Origin of the sequence: Paenibacillus riograndensis SBR5 (assembly GCF_000981585.1) — a bacterium.
Classification (GTDB): Bacteria; Bacillota; Bacilli; order Paenibacillales; family Paenibacillaceae; genus Paenibacillus_AQ; species Paenibacillus_AQ riograndensis.
In genome coordinates, this window is record NZ_LN831776.1 from 4605643 (window position 1) to 4624186 (window position 18544).

17 protein-coding genes are annotated in these 18544 nt (G+C 50.4%); 1 reads left to right on the forward strand and 16 read right to left on the reverse strand.

The features are described 5' to 3' along the window. Window positions 1-252: 252 nt before the first annotated feature. The 8 genes from PRIO_RS19430 to PRIO_RS19465 all read right to left on the reverse strand — a co-directional run bounded on the left by PRIO_RS19430 (window position 253) and on the right by PRIO_RS19465 (window position 11444). The gene (locus PRIO_RS19430) at window positions 253-1581 is read right to left on the reverse strand and encodes an ABC transporter substrate-binding protein (protein WP_020431682.1); all 1329 of its coding nucleotides are present in this window, start codon (window positions 1579-1581) and stop codon (window positions 253-255) included. 99 nt (window positions 1582-1680) lie between these two features. Further along, a complete protein-coding gene (locus PRIO_RS19435) occupies window positions 1681-3435 on the reverse strand; it encodes a cache domain-containing sensor histidine kinase (protein ID WP_046504223.1) in 1755 nt (584 codons plus the stop codon). Window positions 3436-3464: 29 nt separating this feature from the next. Next, window positions 3465-5063, reverse strand: a complete 1599-nt coding sequence (locus PRIO_RS19440) for a response regulator (protein WP_046504227.1) — start codon at window positions 5061-5063, stop codon at window positions 3465-3467. A 309-nt stretch (window positions 5064-5372) separates the two neighbouring features. Further along, a complete protein-coding gene (locus tag PRIO_RS19445; RefSeq protein ID WP_020431678.1) occupies window positions 5373-7133 on the reverse strand; it encodes a glycoside hydrolase family 2 protein in 1761 nt (586 codons plus the stop codon). Window positions 7134-7190: 57 nt separating this feature from the next. Next, window positions 7191-7997, reverse strand: coding sequence for a carbohydrate ABC transporter permease (locus tag PRIO_RS19450; protein WP_020431677.1), 807 nt, complete (start codon window positions 7995-7997; stop codon window positions 7191-7193). Beyond that, the gene (locus PRIO_RS19455; protein ID WP_020431676.1) at window positions 7997-8887 is read right to left on the reverse strand and encodes a carbohydrate ABC transporter permease; all 891 of its coding nucleotides are present in this window, start codon (window positions 8885-8887) and stop codon (window positions 7997-7999) included. The genes PRIO_RS19450 and PRIO_RS19455 overlap by 1 nt, the downstream gene beginning before the upstream one ends. Before the next feature lie 77 nt (window positions 8888-8964). After that, a complete protein-coding gene (locus PRIO_RS19460; RefSeq protein WP_020431675.1) occupies window positions 8965-10326 on the reverse strand; it encodes an ABC transporter substrate-binding protein in 1362 nt (453 codons plus the stop codon). Between the two features lie 170 nt (window positions 10327-10496). Then, window positions 10497-11444: an ArsR/SmtB family transcription factor gene (locus tag PRIO_RS19465; protein ID WP_046504231.1), complete on the reverse strand. Its 948-nt coding sequence runs from the start codon at window positions 11442-11444 to the stop codon at window positions 10497-10499. A gap of 169 nt (window positions 11445-11613) precedes the next feature. On the opposite strand from PRIO_RS19465, the gene PRIO_RS19470 reads away from it, so the two are divergent. Then, window positions 11614-12360, forward strand: coding sequence for a YdcF family protein (locus tag PRIO_RS19470; RefSeq protein ID WP_046504234.1), 747 nt, complete (start codon window positions 11614-11616; stop codon window positions 12358-12360). A 64-nt stretch (window positions 12361-12424) separates the two neighbouring features. On the opposite strand, the gene PRIO_RS19475 is transcribed toward PRIO_RS19470, so the two are convergent. From PRIO_RS19475 to PRIO_RS19510, 8 genes are all read right to left on the reverse strand, one after another. Then, window positions 12425-13141 (reverse strand): ABC transporter permease, encoded by a 717-nt coding sequence (locus tag PRIO_RS19475; RefSeq protein ID WP_020431671.1) that lies wholly within the window; start codon window positions 13139-13141, stop codon window positions 12425-12427. Continuing rightward, window positions 13138-14091 carry an ABC transporter ATP-binding protein gene (locus PRIO_RS19480; RefSeq protein ID WP_020431670.1) on the reverse strand — a complete coding sequence of 318 codons (954 nt, stop codon included), beginning with the start codon at window positions 14089-14091 and terminating at the stop codon, window positions 13138-13140. Before PRIO_RS19480 ends, PRIO_RS19475 begins: the two co-directional genes overlap by 4 nt. A 209-nt stretch (window positions 14092-14300) precedes the next feature. Continuing rightward, a complete protein-coding gene (locus PRIO_RS19485; RefSeq protein WP_046504238.1) occupies window positions 14301-15356 on the reverse strand; it encodes a HAMP domain-containing sensor histidine kinase in 1056 nt (351 codons plus the stop codon). A gap of 1 nt (window position 15357) precedes the next feature. Then, entirely contained in the window at window positions 15358-16053 is a 696-nt protein-coding gene (locus PRIO_RS19490; protein ID WP_020431668.1) for a response regulator transcription factor, read from the reverse strand. A gap of 261 nt (window positions 16054-16314) precedes the next feature. Further along, complete coding sequence (ybaK, locus tag PRIO_RS19495; protein ID WP_020431667.1) at window positions 16315-16788, reverse strand: Cys-tRNA(Pro) deacylase; 474 nt, start codon at window positions 16786-16788, stop codon at window positions 16315-16317. Window positions 16789-16828: 40 nt separating this feature from the next. Further along, a complete protein-coding gene (locus PRIO_RS19500) occupies window positions 16829-17080 on the reverse strand; it encodes a YolD-like family protein (protein WP_020431666.1) in 252 nt (83 codons plus the stop codon). A 98-nt stretch (window positions 17081-17178) separates the two neighbouring features. Next, the gene (locus tag PRIO_RS19505; protein ID WP_020431665.1) at window positions 17179-17697 is read right to left on the reverse strand and encodes a YfiT family bacillithiol transferase; all 519 of its coding nucleotides are present in this window, start codon (window positions 17695-17697) and stop codon (window positions 17179-17181) included. Window positions 17698-17931: 234 nt separating this feature from the next. Next, window positions 17932-18414, reverse strand: coding sequence for an SRPBCC family protein (locus PRIO_RS19510; protein WP_039790614.1), 483 nt, complete (start codon window positions 18412-18414; stop codon window positions 17932-17934). Window positions 18415-18544 lie beyond the last annotated feature (130 nt).

Genomic DNA, 18544 nt, shown 5'->3' on the forward strand with positions numbered 1-18544 from the left:
CCTGCTACAAGAATAGCATTCCTGAACTTTCGTTAGAATGAACTTTTTTAAGCCGCGTATGCGGTGAATTTAAGAGGAATCCTACGGCAACTCTTTAAGTGGAAAATGGGACACTAATTTGCCGGAGAACCCTATCCTCGGGCAGATGAAGTGTCTAGTTTCCAATACAACACAAAAAACGGAGGACCAAAGTTCCCCCGCTTGAGTTAATCTGCAGTTAATTGCTATCCGGTTCTGCCCCAACCTTCTCCGTCACAGCTGATTGTCCTGCACCTGGCGGTCATATTCCCGGTCTGCCCGTTTCATATATTCGCTGACATCGCCGTCAGTAAGGATCATCTCCTCCAGCAGTTTATAAAACCAGTTGCGGAAATCCGGCGGGATCAGATTATCCCCCCACCAGTTGTTAATCATCAGCGATTTGGTCACATCCGGATCGGCCATCAGTTTCAGGGCTTCCTGCATCTGCTCGCCCGTATCATAGGTTACCTTCTCCTTCGTGGAGGGCAGCCCATTGATGCTGGCCAGAAATTTCGAGTACGGTTCAGGCGCAAAGAAAAAGCGGATGAATTCCTGAATCGCTTCCGTTTTCTCCGTATCCTTGGCGGCTTCAGCCGAGAGCGACCAGCCGGTTGGCGAGGGCAGCCCCACTACATTCCGTTTGCCGCGGCGGTCAGGCAGCGCGTAGAAGCCATACTCAAAATCGGGATCAGCTTCCTCGATCTGCGAGAACATCCATGTTCCCGAATAGAGCTGAGCAGCATTGCCTGAGGTAAGCATAGAGGCGGTTTGGTTATCATTGGTGCCCAGCCAGCCTTCGTTGACGTCTGTCAGGAATAGCTCCTTGAAATCTGTCATCGCCTGAACCACATTCCGGTCCATGAAGCTGACCTGCTTCGCCGTGCGTTTGGCGTTCCAGTCCGGGTCCCTGGCATAGACTTCATCGATCAGGAACTTGTTCACCCAGAAGCCCAGGTGAAAAATATCCTTGGCTCCAACCACCAGGGGTGTCATTCCGCCGGCCTTCAACTTCTCCTGGATGTCCAGGAATTCGCCATAAGTTTGCGGCAGCCGGGTAATTCCCGCACGGGCATATGCTTGTTTACTATATATAATTCCCTGCGGCGCACTTACGAACAGAGGAGCGTTCCATACCTTCCCGTTCACCTGCGGCAGATTGCCGAACAGCTCCAGCAGCCCGGAGGGCAGCTCCACGATTTTTCCCGCACTGGCAAAAGCATCGGTATCCCGGATTTCCACCAGATCCGGAAACTCGCCTACCGCATCCTTGATCTTCAGCCAATCCAGATATGCGCTGGAGGACAGCTCGCTGCTGTCCTGGATGATGATATCCGGATGGGCTTGCATGAAGGCCTCAATGGTGGCCGCGATGGCCTGCTTGGTAGCCGGGTCCCCCGCAGCATATGCGATGCTGAAATGCACTTCCTTATGCGCTCCCGCTCCGCCTGCAGTGACGGATGAATTCCCTGTCCCGCTATCCCTGCAGGCAGTCAGGAAGAGGATAGCCGCCAGCAGTACAAGCAGTACAGCTTGCAGCCGCATCCATTTTTTCTTCTGCATCTCTCGCTGTTACCTCCTACGAATCTTGACATATAACGCCGGACAAACAGCCTTCCTCTATTCGTCCAACGGAGCGCTTTATCCGTATATGCCGGGCGTTCAGTCTATTACCGGGAACAACAGTGTGATAGAGGTGCCGACATGCTCCCGGCTGTTGATGGACAGCCCGTAGGCCTCGCCAAACGTCGAGCGTATGCGCTCATGCACGTTTTTCAGACCCACATTTTTGCTGGGCGCTTCCGGTTCCTCCAGTGTCCGGGTAATCCTCGCCAGAGCTTCCCGGCTCATGCCGACGCCATCATCATAGATGGTGACCGCCAGCACCCGGTCTTTCTTTTCCACCGTAATCCCTACTGTCCCCTTTCCTTGTTGACGAAGCCCATGCTGGACGGCATTCTCGACAATCGGCTGGAGCGAAAGCTTCAGGATCGGCCAATCCAGCTGAACCTCCGGGGCAATATCCAGAACAAGCTCATAACGGTTCTCGAAACGGACAGATATAATGTAAAAATAATTCTGCAGATGCTCCAGCTCGCTGCGGATGCTTGCCCGGTCTTCTCCATAATCTATGACATATTTCAGTTCGTTGGATAAGGCCAGAATCATATCCGCGACCTCTCCGGCTTCCTTATCCACAGCATTCATCCGGATCACTTCAAGCGTATTATACAAATAATGCGGCCGGATCTGGCTTTTCAGCGCATTCAGCTCCGTCTGCTTTTGCTTGATTTGGGCTACATACGCCTCGTCAATATGGATCTGAAGCCGCTCCACCATCCGGTTGAACCCGTGAGCGAGCCTGCCCATTTCATCGTTCGTGTTCACAGACAGCCGGGTATCCAGCCTACCGGACTCCACAACGGTCATCTGCCTGATTATTTCGCGGATCGGCGCCGCCAGGCGCCTGGAAAACCACGCCCCCATCACAACCATCACAAAAGCACAAATCATAATGGCAATGTAGACAGCCGCTCTGACCGATAACAGCTGCTCGAACAGGCTGCCGCGGTGAATCCGGGCAATCACCCTGCCATTGAGAAACGGAATATCCTCGCTAAGCCCGATCATCTCACGGTTCGTCTGAACGGCGGCTGCAACCGCTCCTTCCGGCAGATTCTGATTGCTGAAGTAGACATGGCCTTCCCCATCCAGAAGATACAGCTCATCCTTGGCGCCAAGGCTCAGCTCCCTGAAAAATTGTTCAAACAGCGAAATATCTATATCCAGAAACAGCGTGCCTACCACCTTGGGAGCTTGGGTCACTTTTCCTGAGGTATCAATCAGGCTGCGTCCAATCGTGAACACCTTTCGGTTAGAGCGGAAGAAATACTGGTCTGTATGTGTAGGAAAGATAGCCACTGCCGACGGCTTGGGAGCCATCGTCTCCAGCCATTCGGCTGCGGGAAACGAATTCGTATCCAGCGATCTGTTTTCTTTTTCCTGGGAATACAGCTTGCCGTCGGACTGGCGGACAAACACGGCGCTTGAAATATACGGGTCACTGAACAGCACTGTTTTTAGAAAAGAGTCGATCGGAATGGTGTTGATCTGCTCCAGCTCATTGACATTGGCGGTCTGGTCCTGCTTATAGCTGTCAATAAAACCTTCATAACGCCCGGTATACATCAGCTTGGAGATTTCATTGTACTGGTTAAACGCCGAGTTCAGATTATAGCTCATATACAGCACCATTTGCTGCAGATTGCTGGTGGTATACCGCTCCACATAACCGGAGAAGGTCTTCACGGAGAAGAAACTGAGCGCCAGCAGGGGAATCAGTCCCACGAGCAGAAATGATGCCGAGAATTTGACGAAAATACTTTTGGATCTTCGCCCCCAGATCAGCACGGACATCCCCCTTTTCTCTGATAAAAGCTTGGCTGTTAATGCTTCACCGTTTGTTTATACTCATGGGGCAGCTTGCCGAAGTGCTTCTTGAACATATCGCTGAAATGGCGGGCATTATTGTAGCCGACGCGTTCCGCAATCTCGTAGATCATCAGATCGCTTTGCAGCAGCAGCCGCAGGGCATGCCCCATTCTCGTTTCGGTAACATAGTTTTTAAAATTCTGTCCGGTATGCTTCTTGAAAAAGCTGCTGAAATAGTAGGGGTTCATATAGACCAGAGCAGCCATCGACTCCAGGGTAATATTCTCCGCATAATGCTCTTCGACAAAAGCCTTCACCTGCAGCAGTTGGGGCATCTCCTTGCCGTTCAGCTTACAAGTCAGCTGGCCGGCCAGCCGCTTCAGCACGCCTTCAAACAGCTGCTTCAACGCGTCAAAGGTCGGGGCATCCGCCAGCTTTTCCAGCAGCGGCTGATCTTCCGGGTCCACCAGCCCGGCATCTACGCCAAAACCGGCAAGCTCCTGCTCCAGCTGAAGGATGGAATTGTACACATGCGTGACCGCCTGGTTCCTGCTGTCTCCGGACAGAAGCCGGACCGTTTCCAGCAGCCTGGCCGCCAGGACAGGCACCTGCTCCTTGTCCAGTGACTTGAGCGCTTCTGTAAGTGCTGCTTGAGCCGCCGCCCATTCGGATACCGCCACAGTTGTCTCCTGATTACCCGCCTGATCCCGCAACACCCGGTTGAGCCCGGTAAAATAGCGGGTTTTGAGCGCTTTCAATGCGCTGCGGTAGGATTCGCCGGCTTCCTCCATTCCGCTTACCGGCCGCCCGATGCCAATCGAAACCTGGAGCTTCAGGTAACTGTTGATCTTGTGATGGAGATCCAACATTATCTGCTCCGGTTCGGTTTCCTGCTCATGCTGAAGCAATACTGCGAAACGCTCCCCTTTGCGGAAAACATAGCCGTTGCCCGCAGTCTCCACTGTTTCTTTGATAATATTGGACAGGGCAAATTCCACCAGCTTGCGTTCCCTCTCCTCCCAGCGGGAGGTTTGGCCGGTATATTCATCCGTTTCCAGGACACATACGCTGGCATAACGGGTAATTGCTATGTTTCCCATCCGGGCCAGCGTGGACGCTGCTCCTTTGTTGCCGTCGGTCAGGCGTTCAAGGAGTTCCTCTACAGTTATGGAATGATGTTTGCGCTCATACGATTTGAGCATTTCCTTGTTGCGTTCTTCTTCGGACTCCTGGCGGATCATTGCCACGGCCCGGCCCACCACCTGCTCCAGCTGGCCTGTGTTCACAGGTTTTACAATATAGTCCAGTGCCCCGTATTGTATCGCCTGCCGGGCATATGAAAACTCCTGATAAGCGCTTATAAAAACAACCTTGACCGGACGTCCCGACTCATGAATGTCCCGTATAATATCAATACCGCTGAAGCCCGGCATGCTGATATCGCTGATGACCAGATCAGGCGCGCAGGTGTCAATCATCGCCTTCAGCTCGATTCCGTCCCTTGCTTCGCCGACAATATCCAGACCCAGTGTATCCCAGGAAATCAGCTTTTTCAGTCCGCGCAGAATGACCGGTTCATCATCGGCCAGGAGCACCCGGATGCTTCTGTTCATCGCTATCCCTCCGTAAGTCTGTCTAGTATCTGTTCAAAAGGAGGCTGTTGCCTGTTGCCCGCAGGTCTATCATATCAGACCTTGCCTCATCTTTGTCTACTGCACACGGTGCGCAAGATTTACCATTATGTCTTATTCGGATTAGAGAATTCCTACTATACTGTAACATGCCAGTCCCGGCGCAGGGATGAAGCTTTTTAAGGTTGAATAGCGGTTTTTTTAGAATGCTGTACTCCACGGCAAACAGAAAAGACGGCTCCAATTCAACTTACGAATTGAAACCGTCTTATTTTGGACAATCCCCTAAATCTATCCCAGATTAATCTCACGGATCTTGCTGAGCGGAACCTTGGGTTTGCGGTCCTCCGTCAGAAGTCCGTTCACTTCCTGCTGCACATCGCTTACCTGGGTATAGCAGTAGCCGCTGATGTATGGCGTCGCTTTGATCGCCGCAGTAATTGCCTGGAAGCGCTCCAGGAAATCCTGCTCGGTCTTCACCTGATTTCCATAACCCCAGCCGCTGTCCGTCTGGAAGGCAATGCCGCCGAACTCACTGATGATGACCGGCTGCCCTTTGTAGGCATACCCTTCGGCCCAGGCAAACTTATAGTTATTGAAGGAAACCCCGTTATTAACGATGGAATTTTGGTCGGCATAGGTGCCCAGAAATTGTTCTCCGGCTTCTACATAATCATGCAGGGTCAAAATATCCGAAACGGTATGCTCCCAGCCGTCGTTCGTCACGACAGGACGGTAAGGGTCGATCGCTTTGGTCAGATGATAGATGCCCTCCGTGAATTTCTGCTGTCTGACATCCTTGGCAATAGCGGGAATGCCCCACGATTCATTGAATGGAACCCAGGTGATGATGCAAGGATGATTATACTGCTGCGGCACAACCTCCAGCCACTCCCGGGTGAAGCGTTCGACAGCAAGATCATTGAATTCATAGGTAGCGGCCATTTCCGACCACACCAGCATCCCCTTCACATCGCACCAATACAGAAAACGGGCATCCTCAATTTTCATGTGCTTGCGCAGGCCGTTGTAGCCCATTTCCGCAATCCAATCAATGTCGTCAATCAGTGCCTGTTCATCCGGCGGCGTCAAATGGCTGTCGGTCCAGTACCCCTGATCCAGAATCAGACGCTGGTATAACGGCCTGTTGTTAAGCAGAATCTGGCCGTTGTCAATGGAGATTTTACGCATTCCGAAATAAGAATTCACGTGGTCTACACTCTCCTCACCGCTAAGCAGCGTGAATTCAACGTCAAACAGATTGGGTGCCTCCGGCGACCACAGGCATTGCAGCCAAGGCCCTGCAGCTTCATGTAGCACATCCACCTCAAGGCTCACCAGATCACGGTCAATGCCCAGGCTGAACCGCTTCACCTGCCGCCCTTTCAGGGAAATCAGCGTATCAAGTGTAAGCTCCAGCCCTTCTCTAAGGCCTGCAATGCGGAAATCGAAGCGGATCATATGCCGGTCGACATCCGGCGTCATTTTCACGGAATCTATCCGTGTTTCGCTTACGCATTCCAGCCAGACGGATTTCCATATCCCGGTCGTCTGTACATAAAAGCATTCAAAACTGTCGGAGATCCAGCGCTGCTTGCCCCGGGGCTGGGTGCGGTCCATGCTGTCCTCCGCTTTGAGCACAATCCGGTTGGCGGCACCAAACGTCACAAACGGGGTAATGTCAAAAGAAAAGGCGGCATATCCTCCTTCATGCTGGCCGACATAGGAGCCGTTCACCCAGCATTTTGCCCGGTAATCCACGCCCTGAAAATGCAGAATCGCCCGCTTTCCGGCGTTCTCCGCCGGAAGCTCCAGTGTCCGCTCATACCAGACATTGGGATGAAATTCCGGAATGCCGATCCCGCTGGCGGCCGTTTCATAAGTGAAGGGAACCGTAATCTTCCGGGCTTCCGGGAATGTGGCATACCATGCCTCCGCCTCTCCGCTATTGGCATCATCAAAGCTGAAATTCCATTCGCCATCTAAGTCAAGCCATTCGTTGCGTACAAACTGTGGTCTGGGGTAATTGGGAATATAAGATTTTGTCGTCATGGTACTTATACCTGTCCTCTCCACTTCACTAAATAAAATTTGTTTTCATCAAAATGATTAACCTTTAATCCCCGACATGCTGATCCCTTTGACAATCTGGCGTTCAAAAATAACGAACAGCACAATAATCGGAATCGAAGCAATCGCGTTGACGACCATCGGCTTGACGTAATCCTCAGAATACTGGCTTATCAGGGTCGGAATGCCCATCGGCAGTGTAAACAGGTTATCGTCGGTAATGGACAAAAACGGCCAGAGGAAATTATTCCAGGAACCGATGAAGGTCAAAATTGCCATAGAGGCCAGCGCCGGGCGGCAGAGCGGCAGCATGATGCGCGTGAAGATCCGCCAGCTTCCGCCCCCGTCGATCTGGACACTCTCCAGCAGGTCGTTCGGGATGCTGTCAAAAAAGCTTTTCAGCACAATAACTGCAACGGGGGAAGCCAGCGCCGGAATAATCAATCCCTGATAGGAATTCAGCAGGTTCATATCCTTTGCTACCTGGTACAGCGGAATAATCGTTGCTTCACCGGGAATCAGCAGCCCGGCCAGCACCACAAAAAACATCAGCGTGCGGTAACGGAACGGAATTTTTGATAAAGCAAACCCGGCCAATGCCGCAGCAGCGACGGTCAGCACTGTGACAAAAACAGCAACCAGCAGGCTGTTCCCGATCCAGTTCGTCAGCTTTGTACCGCTAAGGATTTCCTGGTACACCGCAAAAGAATAGGGCGGGGTGAACCAGTCCGTTACAGTGATAATCTTCATGCCCTCTTCTTTGACCGATACGAACAGCATCCACACCAGCGGCCCCGCGAACAGCACGGCCATAAATAATGAAACCAAACGGTAGACCCATTTCATTACAGCTCCGCTCCTTTGCGGTTATTCATCCAATATTGCAGCGCCGACAGCACCAGCAGAATCACAAACAGCAGATAGGACATGGTCGCCGCATAGCCCAGATCATTGCTCTTGAAGCCGGTCTGATAGATCAGCTGAATAATCGGCCGGGTCGAGTCGAGCGGTCCGCCGCCTGTCACAATATAAATCTGCATGAACACCTTGAACGAAGCGATAATCTGCAGCATGGTAATCGTCTTCGTAATCGGAGCCAGATACGGAAGCGTAATCCGCCAGAACATCTGCCGGTCCCCCGCTCCGTCAAGGCGGGCCGCCTCGTAAATTTCGTCCGGAATTTCCTGAATCGCCGATAAATGCAGAATAAAGTTGAAGCCTACTGTCCACCAGAGGGTGATCAGTGTAATGGCAATCCAGGCGAGACGGGTTTCCGTCAGCCAAAATATTTCTGTCCCCCCGGGAAGCAGATGAATTAAATGGAGCACGGAATTCACCAGTCCGGTATACGGCTGGAATACGAACAAGCCCAAATAGGAAGCTACCGCAACGGACAGCACACTGGGAATGAAGAAAATACTGCGGTAAAACTTTTGCAGCATGGACTTCCGGTTGGCAATCAGCGCCAGTGATATTGACAGCACAAGCATAGTCGGTGTTGTCAGCACAACAAAGATCAGCGAATGTCCAAGCGCTTCCCATACCTCCCGGTCCTGCAGGACCTTGCTGTAGTTGTCCCAGCCGAGAAAGTCCATTTTGCGGATCAGGGTCCATTTGTAAAAAGTCATTTCCACGCCTTTGAACATCGGCCAGATGGTGAACAGGCCATATACAATCAGAAAGGGAAGCAGGAACAGCAGCGCCTGCGCATCCGCCCTCCATTTTTTTATCTTCATTCAGGTCACCTCTCCCCAAAACGGCGCACAGGCCGGTGAATCACCGCCATAAGGCCTGTGCATTGCCGCCTGCATGGCTATTTATCCAGCTCTTTCTGCACGCCTGCCTCCATTTTGTCCATGGCTTCAGCCGGCTTCATTTTATTAGCCCATACTTCATTGAGGATTTTGAAGGAGACATTATCACGGATCTGCCAGTTCTTAGTCGACGGTTTGTTGAATTTCACCGTACCGGCAACAGCGGCATAATCGCTGCGGTAAGGCATGTCTTTGTATTCCTGCTTCTCCAGAACCGATGGTTTGGAGGGAATATGGCCCGCTTTTGCCCAAATCTGCCCGTTCTCAGCTATATAGTCGGCAAAGATCAATGCGGCTTTTCGTTTGGCAGGGTCTTCGGACTTGGTCAGCGGCAAAATAATCGTGTGGGAATCGCCCCAGGTCGCTTCCTGGCCGAACAGCTTGGGAATCGGCATCGCTCCGAACTCCAGCCCCTTCGTAGCTTCCCAGGTTCCGGTGGCCCAAACGCCGGTCATCATGATCGCCGCAGTGCCGCTCTGGAAGTTTTTATAGAAGTCAGGATCGTTTTTCTTGATATAGCCTTCAGTGAACAGCTTCTGAATATATTCAGCCGCTTGGATGCCTTTCGCCTTGTCGATTTCGGCTTTCTTCAGATCATCGGATACCAGATCATTGCCGCCAAGCTGTGAATACAGCGCCCACCACAAGCGGTAAGGATCATCATTGGAATTGGAAAGGGCAAACGGGGTCGTTTTGGCCGGAAGCTTCTCCTTCAATGTCTTCAAAAAGGCCAGGAAACCGTCTGCGGACTGCTCAAGCACCGGTTTGCCGTCATCGCCCAGCAGCCCCGCTTCCTTCAGCAGTTTTTTGTTGTAGTACATAATAAAAGGATGGGTATCAATCGGCACGGCATAATGTTTGCCGTCCACAACCGTTGCATCCAGCAGATTCTGATTAAAAGTCGTCCAGTCGACGCCTGCTTCTCCGGCCACTGCGTCCAGATCAGTTACAACTCCCTGGTTGATCAGATCCGGCAGCCGGGAGGTGTGGGAAATGCCGATATCCGGGCCGTTGCCGTTGCCCACAGCGGTAATCAGCTTGGTGTAGTATTCCGCCCAGACGAGCTTCGTGTTCTTCACCTTGATGTCAGGGTGGCTTTTGTTGAATTCATCAACCAGCTTCTGCATGTTGTCCCCGTCGCCGCCGTCGAACAAGGTCCAGAATGATAGGTTGACGGCTTCACCGCTGCCTTCAGTTCCTGTATTCCCCCCTGTGCTGTTGTCCGCAGAAGGAGCGGGGCTGCTGCCTGTGTTGCCGCCTGTTGCGCCTCCGGCATTGTTATTGCTGCCGCAAGCGCCGAGTACCAGTGAAAATGAGAGCATGAAGGTTAAAGCCAGAAAACCCGTGTTTCTTTTCTTCATTTCTGTCTCCCCTTTATTCTGTTCTGGATACAAAACAGTTTATTTGTTTTATTACATTTATTTTGTATCTAATGACGATTATAAGGAGTTTTAGTCGATATGTCAACGCTTTCATATCGAATTTTAGTAATAATAGACTCAAAAAAACCATTAGTTACAGATTAACTGTACTAATGGTTCTGATCTTCTTCGTCACTGGTAAAGCTCAGCTTCATCAAAATTTCCTGGGGATAGTCGCCGAAGCTCCGGCCGAACAAATTGACGCCGCCTTGATGTACAGATTCCGGATTCACGCCAATGCGCAGCCGGATCTTCGGGCTTTGGGTCAGATTAAGCTGGCTCAGGCTTACATCCGATACTTTTTCCATATCGAGTGTTGTCTTGTCCCTGTCGACCCTCCATGTCTTGAGCAGCCCGTATTGTGTAGAGGAATCCCACCACCAGGCCGGATTCAGCTTGCCCCGTCTGCCCCCGAAATCACCGGGGCTTGTCCACATGCCTATCTCGACCCCGTTGATCCATACCGATATATCCGACGGCCAGTTATTGTCGTAATTAGGCGCTTCCGAGCAAATCTCCATCGACACCTCCAGCGATTCGACTCTTGAGCCCTTCGGCACTTCCACCGGGAGCAAATATTCGATATATCCTTTGCGGAACCAGATAATCTGCGCGCCTACATGCTTAGGATGGTAAAAGCCCGCCGGTTCATCCTCGCGGACCAGCATGGCTTCCGCATCAGCCATGCCGCAGGTCGGCGATACCTCGCAATCGCTGTAATGGCCGATCGGCACCTCAATTTCATAGACACTCACAGCCCCCTTGCGCACAGCCTTCTCCTCATTCAGGGAAATATGTATATCATCGTAATTGCGGCTGCATACCTTCATCGCCCCGCGGGAAGCAGGCAGCAGCTCCGTATTGATCAGCCGGGCCGCTTCCAGCACCTTCACATTGCTGGCCACCGTAGATACAGGCAGCTTCAGTGCCTCTGCGATTTCAATTACGTTCAAATTCTGCGAATTCAGCAAATGGAGAATATCGACCCGGGAACGGGTCGACAATGCATGCGCCACTGCCACCAGCTTCTCCGGATCGCCAAAACCTAGTTCAAGCACAGACTACACTCCTTCGGCCCCAAGTAATACCATAATAGTACGTGCTTGGAGTCACAAAATCAACCGGTGTTCTCCGGAAAATCATCCGGTATGGCGCCGCAGCCTCTGTGCCCCGCTCCTTTGCTCATGGTACAATACAACCAGATATATACATAATGAGGTGAACCCGATGATCTATTTCATAAAATTTGTGTACAGCTTCGTGCTGCCCCCCGGCCTTTTCGTTATCCTGCTGCTGGGGCTGACGGTCTGGCTGTGGCGGCGCAGCCGCCGCCCGGCCCTGGCCCTGCTCGGCGTCACCCTCCTGCTCTATCTCTCCATGACTCCCTGGATCAGTAACCTGCTGATGGGCGGACTGGAGCGCCAGTATGATAAGCCTGAGCTGCTGCAGGGCGATGTAATCGTCGTATTGGGCGGCGGGGCCAGCTCCGGAACCCCGGATATCGACGGGGAAGGCAATCTGTTCGGCTCAGCAGCCAACCGGCTGCTGACCGCGGTGCGGCTGTACCGCCAGACCGGACTGCCGATCCTGTTCTCCGGCGGCCAGGTTTTTCCCGACAGCGGCAACGAAGCGGATATCGCCAAGCGGCAGCTGATTGGCCTTGGTGTTCCCGAGCGCGATATTCTGGCCGAGAACCGGTCGCTGAATACCGAGCAGAATGCCGCCAATACCGCAGCCATGATGAACAGCAAGGGGCTCAGCCACCCCATTCTGGTTACCTCGGCTTTTCACATGCCCCGGGCGATGGCCTTTTTCAAGGATAACGGACTGGCACCGCTTGCCTATCCAACAGATTACACGGATAGCCGGGGAAGCGGCCTGTATCCGGCCATGTTCACGCCTTCTCCAGGTGCAATGAATAATACCGGAACAGCACTTAAGGAATACCTGGGTCTGCTTGCGGCCCGTTTCTGATCCGGGGAAATGGGCTTACCATGGATCGCCCCAATCTGGGGAAAAATAAAGTTTACGGCCGCTTTTATTGCTGCTCGGCAAATCTCCACCAGGCAAAGGTTCCGGCGATTCCGATTATCCCCGTATACGCAAGAATGACTATACTGCTCAGCTGTAGAGAACCGGTGCTTTGAAATACCGACGGGATGGTCCATGGGAAATAGGGTGCAAATCCAAAAGAGGCCAGCACATTGGAAAGAATGACGATGATCAGGATGAGCCCCAGGGGTGCCAGGTAGCCCTTGGTCACATTAGCCAAAAGAATGCTTGGTGCGGTCACAAAAATGTACAACAGCGAGGTGATCAGGAACTTAATGAACAGGCTCCAAATTAAAGCGGCTGACCCGCCTTGGGCGCCCAGAAGGGCTCCTGCGGCAAGACCTACGGCAAACATATAGATGGAAAGTAACAGGCACCATGCTAAAATGACAAGGAATTTGGACAATACAATTTTCGCTCTGGAAATGGGCTTGGCCAGTAAATCTTTGATGGTTCTATCCGAAAATTCCCGTCCGAATACCCATGCCGCAACAAAGGTGTATCCGATCAGTCCCAGCGGGGCAAGCGTATCCAGCAATCCGGTTAAATACGCTTCCCACTGTACACCGCCGGCGTCACTGGATAATACATTTCCGACGCCCATCATGACGGGCCCGAAGCCTAAAACCAAAAACATGATCCAGAACACATTGGAGCGGATAATCTTGCGAATCTCACAATGTAACACAGATAGAATATTCATCTTTTAATCCCCCTGTTGACTCCGATGGTGCGGAGAAAATATCCTTCCAGATCCTCTGTAATCACCCGGAGCGACGTTGGCGGCTGATTGCTTTGAACGAGCAGTTCGGCCAGCCTTTCAGGATGATCTGCCGCATGTTCATTGGTTAGTTTAATAGAGCCGTCCGGGGTATCCTCAAAGGCATAGCCATGCTCTTCCAGCACCTTCTTTAAGGCAGGTTTGTTCCGGCCGTTCACGACCAGGCTTTTCTCTAAGGACTGCTCCAGCTTATCCATTGCGACTTCTTTAACCAGCTGGCCGCTATGAATAATTCCAATCCGTGTAGACACCTTCGAGAGCTCCTCTAACAGATGGCTGGATATAAAAACAGTTATGCCGAAATTGTTCGCCAGATTATATAACATATTCCGTATCTCCGCCACGCCTGCGGGATCAAGGCCATTGATCGGCTCGTCCAAGATTAGAATTTCCGGATTGTGAATCATCGCTTTCGCAAGTCCCAGGCGCTGTTTGTTTCCTAATGAGAGATGTTTTGCTTTTTTCTTTTTGTGCGGCTCAAGCCCCAGCTTATAGATCACCTGATGTACGGCATCTTTGTCCGGTAACCCTTGCATGCGTCTTGCGATGTCAAGATTCTCCGTTACAGTCAGATCAGGATAAAAAGTTGCCTCCTCCAAATATCCGACCTTGCTCCATAATTTAGAGTTTCCGGCATCGACCTTTTCGCCTAACATATAGAGCTTGCCGGAAGTTGGCTTGATCATCGACAGAAGCATCTTGATGGTCGTTGTCTTCCCGGCGCCATTCAATCCCAGGAATCCAAAGATCTCTCCCCGGCTGACCTCCAGCGAAAGATTGTTTAATACGGTATAGTCGCCAAATTTTTTGTGCACTCCGTCAATTTGTATAGCGGGCGTGCTGCCGATTCTTTTCTTTGATAAAATACTCATTCGTCAGACCTCCTACTTGTCAAGTTCCAGTGATTGTTGTGTTCTGCTACAACTTATTTTCACATCCAAACATGAAGCTTTTTTAAAAGAAAAATAAATATATCTAAAGAGAATATAAAAAACTATAAACTTAAAAACAAAAAAAGGCTGTTACCCGGGTTCACACCCGGCAACAGCCTGTAGCATAGTTGAAGAAGAAGTGAATAAAATCAGCGTTGTACTGCCAGGGGAAGGCTGAATCTGATCCCCAAACCGCCATATTCGGAGGAGTAGGCAACAATTTCGCCCCCGTGATGTTCAATAATAGATTTACAGCTTGCCAGCCCCAGCCCCAGTCCGCCCTTTTGGATCTGCCGCGATTGATCTACCGTGAAAAATTTAAGGAACAGAGAAGACATATCCTTATCCGGCACTCCAATTCCGTTATCCTCAATTTGGAAATAGGCATAATGTTCCCGCAGGTATCCGGTCATATACACCTTCAGCTTATTTTTTCCTCCATATCTTACAGCATTGCTAAAGAGATTGCCGAACACCCGGCGGATCATCGGTTCATTGACCGTTAGCCATATACTGTCCGTGAAAGAATGGCGGCAAGTCAGTTCGATGTCAAGTCCCGCCAGCTCGTACTCATATTCAAAAGCAATGTCTTCAAATAATTCTGTTGCTTTTACAGGTGTAGCTATCATGGATTCGAGCTCCAGTTTTTCTTTGGTGAAGCTGGAGAAATCATTGAGGAGTTCAACCATATATTCTGACTTCCTTTGAATCAATTCATAATATTCCTGCTTTTCAGTTTCGGGTAAATCCTTGTGTGTAGCCAGCAGTTCAGTAAAACCGTTAATAGAGGTCAGGGGTGTTTTCAAATCGTGGGCGATAGCTGCAATCATATCGGTTTGTTCTCTGTGGGCGAGTTGAAGCCTATGCTCCATCTTATTGAAGTGCTTATAAAGTTCTCCGATCTCGTCCTTACGCTTCAAAGCCAGCGGAGGCAGGGGATGAACCACATTTACTTCCCCCAGCCGGGTATTCAGACGCCGAATGGGCTTCTCTATGCGAAAATGAATATAGATGATCAGAATAAAAAATATGCAGCCAGCAATGGCGAATATGGGCAGCAGCAATGCTATATATCTTGAGTCCAGCAAGGTGGTACGTATAGGAGAGTATACTGCAAAGACAAACTTTAAATACAAACCAATAGAAAACATAAGAATTAGCAGCATCAGCAGGAATAATAGGGGAAGCTTTATTTTCAGTTTCATCCTATTGCTCTCTTTCTGTGTATTTATAGCCTATGCCCCAAATGGTTTTAATAAAGTTATGTTCAGGACCCAGTTTCTTGCGGATATTTTTGATATGAACCGTTACGGTATTTATTTCTCCGTATTCGTCTCCCCAGACGTTCTCATAGATCTGCTCACGGCTCAATACCTGATTGGGGTGACGCATAAGGATAGACAAAATTTGAAATTCCTTCGCGGATAAGTCGAGCTTCCGGCTGTACAGGAAGGCTTCAAACGTTTTATCATTCAAAATGAGCGGAGCATCGGCCTTTTCTTTAGCGGGACTAAGTTCGCCCCACTCTTTATGCAGCCTGTCCACTTTCCGGAAATGAGCCTTTATCCTGGAGGCCAGCTCCTGAATACTGAAAGGTTTGGTCATATAATCATCTGCGCCGATTTCAAGACCGACAATTTTATCAATATCCTGATCCCGTGCACTTAATAACAGAATGGGAACATTATACGAGGACCGGATAGTTCTGCAGACATCCAGTCCATTCATATCAGGCATTACTATATCCAGAACAATGAAATCAATATGGTGATCATCGACTGCAGATAAGGCTTCTCTCCCGGAGCTTGCCGTGATTACGGCAAATTGCTCGTACCTTAAGCTCTTGGTGATGAGTTTCACGATTTCTTCATCATCGTCTACAACTAATATCGTTTTTGGCATCTTTATACCACCCAGCCTCTTTAAATGGACTGCATTTATAACACAAGAGCCGCATGGACTCGAATTGACAAAAAAAGCCGCGCTCAAAGCGCCTCTCCAGTTCCGGATACGCTGGAATAAGAGCTTGAGCACGCCTTGGGAAATGTTGGATTTAACATTGTCTCCGTGCCAGGACAGCAAAAAGCAGTGAACCGGATGAATTTTCATCCGCCGCTGCTTTTTTTATGGAAATCTTTATCCGCGAAACGTTGACAGGCCTCCCTATTTAATCAGCTCGCAGAATCCGGCATTTATAACCCCGGCAAGCTGCTCCGGCGCCAGCTCCATCTGCAGGCCAATCTTACCGCCGCTGACAGCCATTGTTGCGAGCGCCCCGGCACTGCTGTCAATAAAGGTAGGATACAGCTTTTTCATCCCTACAGGAGAACAGCCGCCGCGCACGTAGCCGGTCCATTTCAGCAGATCCTTCACCGGGAGCATCTCAATCTTCTTCTCACCCGCCGCCTTGGCGGCTTTTTTCAGATCCAGCTCTTCGGCCACCGGGATGACAAACACATACAGGTTCACCCCGCTATGGGCAACAAGCGTCTTAAAGACCGTCTCCGGCGGCAGCCCCACTTTCTCAGCTACCGCTGTTCCATGAATCTGGCCGTCCTCATTGTCATACATATGGATCTCGTAAGCGATTTTCCGGGTATCCAGAATCCGCATCGCATTGGTTTTGGTAACTTGCATCCTTCATCGACCTTTCAGGCAGCTCTATCTGCTTGCTCTACTAATCTCTCGGATAATCCATGGCCATAATGTCCATAAAAGGAACCTTGATGAGCTCCTCGCCCCGGCTCACATGCACCTTGCCGGTTCGCGGGTCCATGCCGACGATCGTTCCCCGCACCTGCTCCTCTTTGCCCCAGACCGTCAATAAAATCTCGGAAGCCTCCTGCATCGCTTCTGTTAATTGATTGCCGATTTCCTCCAGCACAAATTCATCTCTTGTCGGCCGTTTGGCCACTTTCGCTTTTGCCACGCTAATCCTCCAATAAGTTAAGTCTGTTTCCATGTGTTATCATCTAGGTTATATCTTTGGTACCTCCCCGTCAACCACAGCGCTCTCAATAAAATCATTTACCAGCCCTTACGATTACACAGAGAAGTAATATGTGCAAGATGATGCTTACCGTGCCAAGCATAGATTCCTATATTTTTACCTATTGAAACTTTACCTGATTCCGGATGAATAAATGTCTTTTCCATATCAGCAGGAGTTAGACCATGTAAAAGGGTAGTCCAGCGTTTGTGCAAGGATTCGAGGAGTAAAAGTGATGGTTCAATTGGCAATTTATAGTCTGATAGCTCTGCCCATTTCGTTTCGTCGTATGGTTTAATTATAGGATTTTCTTCTGTAAGAGCCAATTTAAAGCGGATGTAGGCATTCATATGACTATCTGCAAGATGATGTATGACTTGTCGAACAGTCCATCCTCCAGAACGATATGGTGTTTCAAGCTGTTCATTATCTAAGTCTTTTACAGCCTCTCGCAATAATCTTGGTAAAGCTTCAATCTCATTGATCCAAACACTTGTAACACTGCTAGTAATTTCATCGTCAAATTGAAAAGTGCCAATCGGGTATTTCATATCCATCTATCTAATCCCCCTAAAAATATGTCGCTAAAATAAGACTCCCATTATAGTTCATAAGCAGCTTTGGCACGTGTAAAAGGCATGAATACCGAAAGGCGACTTCCATCTTGGTCATTCAACTGCCGTGTACGCGGGAATTCAATTACCATCATGATGCCGAAGCGCTGTGAGACCAAGCAGAACCGCTTACGGCAAAGGTACTTCCTGCCAAAAAACGCCGCCAGATTTTGCCGATCAGTCTTGGCGGAAATCCGCCACCAGCCGGGTATACTCGGCGTACCATTGCTCCCATACCTGCTTGCGGTTATTCAGCTCCCCTCCGTCCAGAAGTACCCCTATTACATCGAGACAGACATGCCAGCCGGAGAGGTCCTTGGCCGTATGCCCGGTGATTTCGGTTATGCTCTCGATCAGCAGCAGCCGGCAGCCGTCCCCATCAGGACTCAGCTCAAAACGCACCCTGTCGTTCCCCCAGGTATACTCCAGGATGGAATTCAAGATCATATCCTTAATTTCCATCACTTCAAAATGGCCGTCCCCCATGTCGAACTTCATGCTCCCGCCTGCCGACAGGTCCTGGACTCTCAGTTCTGGAAACCATTTAGCCAGCAGCGTATTATCCGTCAGCATTGCCCATACCCTGTTCACCGGATGCTTGTAATAGCGTTCAAACACAGCGGTTGCTCCCTGTGGGGAGGCTTGAAGTGCAGCAATCATTTGATGTTCCTCCCTGTTGTAGATGTACATTTTCAGTCACTGTTCCCTGTTCGGAAATTGGCAACGAAATAGATGTCTTTAGTTATTTTACTGTAAAGGATAACCAGTCTAATAGCAAATCGGGGGAGGA

What these genes read in the sequence shown, in the direction of transcription:
- PRIO_RS19430 (WP_020431682.1), bottom strand. Translation starts at nt 1,581, where the DNA reads ATGCAGAAGAAAAAATGGATGCGGCTGCAAGCTGTACTGCTTGTACTG.
- PRIO_RS19435 (WP_046504223.1), bottom strand. Translation starts at nt 3,435, where the DNA reads ATGTCCGTGCTGATCTGGGGGCGAAGATCCAAAAGTATTTTCGTCAAA.
- PRIO_RS19440 (WP_046504227.1), bottom strand. Translation starts at nt 5,063, where the DNA reads ATGAACAGAAGCATCCGGGTGCTCCTGGCCGATGATGAACCGGTCATT.
- PRIO_RS19445 (WP_020431678.1), bottom strand. Translation starts at nt 7,133, where the DNA reads ATGACGACAAAATCTTATATTCCCAATTACCCCAGACCACAGTTTGTA.
- PRIO_RS19450 (WP_020431677.1), bottom strand. Translation starts at nt 7,997, where the DNA reads ATGAAATGGGTCTACCGTTTGGTTTCATTATTTATGGCCGTGCTGTTC.
- PRIO_RS19455 (WP_020431676.1), bottom strand. Translation starts at nt 8,887, where the DNA reads ATGAAGATAAAAAAATGGAGGGCGGATGCGCAGGCGCTGCTGTTCCTG.
- PRIO_RS19460 (WP_020431675.1), bottom strand. Translation starts at nt 10,326, where the DNA reads ATGAAGAAAAGAAACACGGGTTTTCTGGCTTTAACCTTCATGCTCTCA.
- PRIO_RS19470 (WP_046504234.1), top strand. Translation starts at nt 11,614, where the DNA reads ATGATCTATTTCATAAAATTTGTGTACAGCTTCGTGCTGCCCCCCGGC.
- PRIO_RS19475 (WP_020431671.1), bottom strand. Translation starts at nt 13,141, where the DNA reads ATGAATATTCTATCTGTGTTACATTGTGAGATTCGCAAGATTATCCGC.
- PRIO_RS19480 (WP_020431670.1), bottom strand. Translation starts at nt 14,091, where the DNA reads ATGAGTATTTTATCAAAGAAAAGAATCGGCAGCACGCCCGCTATACAA.
- PRIO_RS19485 (WP_046504238.1), bottom strand. Translation starts at nt 15,356, where the DNA reads ATGAAACTGAAAATAAAGCTTCCCCTATTATTCCTGCTGATGCTGCTA.
- PRIO_RS19490 (WP_020431668.1), bottom strand. Translation starts at nt 16,053, where the DNA reads ATGCCAAAAACGATATTAGTTGTAGACGATGATGAAGAAATCGTGAAA.
- ybaK (WP_020431667.1), bottom strand. Translation starts at nt 16,788, where the DNA reads ATGCAAGTTACCAAAACCAATGCGATGCGGATTCTGGATACCCGGAAA.
- PRIO_RS19505 (WP_020431665.1), bottom strand. Translation starts at nt 17,697, where the DNA reads ATGGATATGAAATACCCGATTGGCACTTTTCAATTTGACGATGAAATT.
- PRIO_RS19510 (WP_039790614.1), bottom strand. Translation starts at nt 18,414, where the DNA reads ATGATTGCTGCACTTCAAGCCTCCCCACAGGGAGCAACCGCTGTGTTT.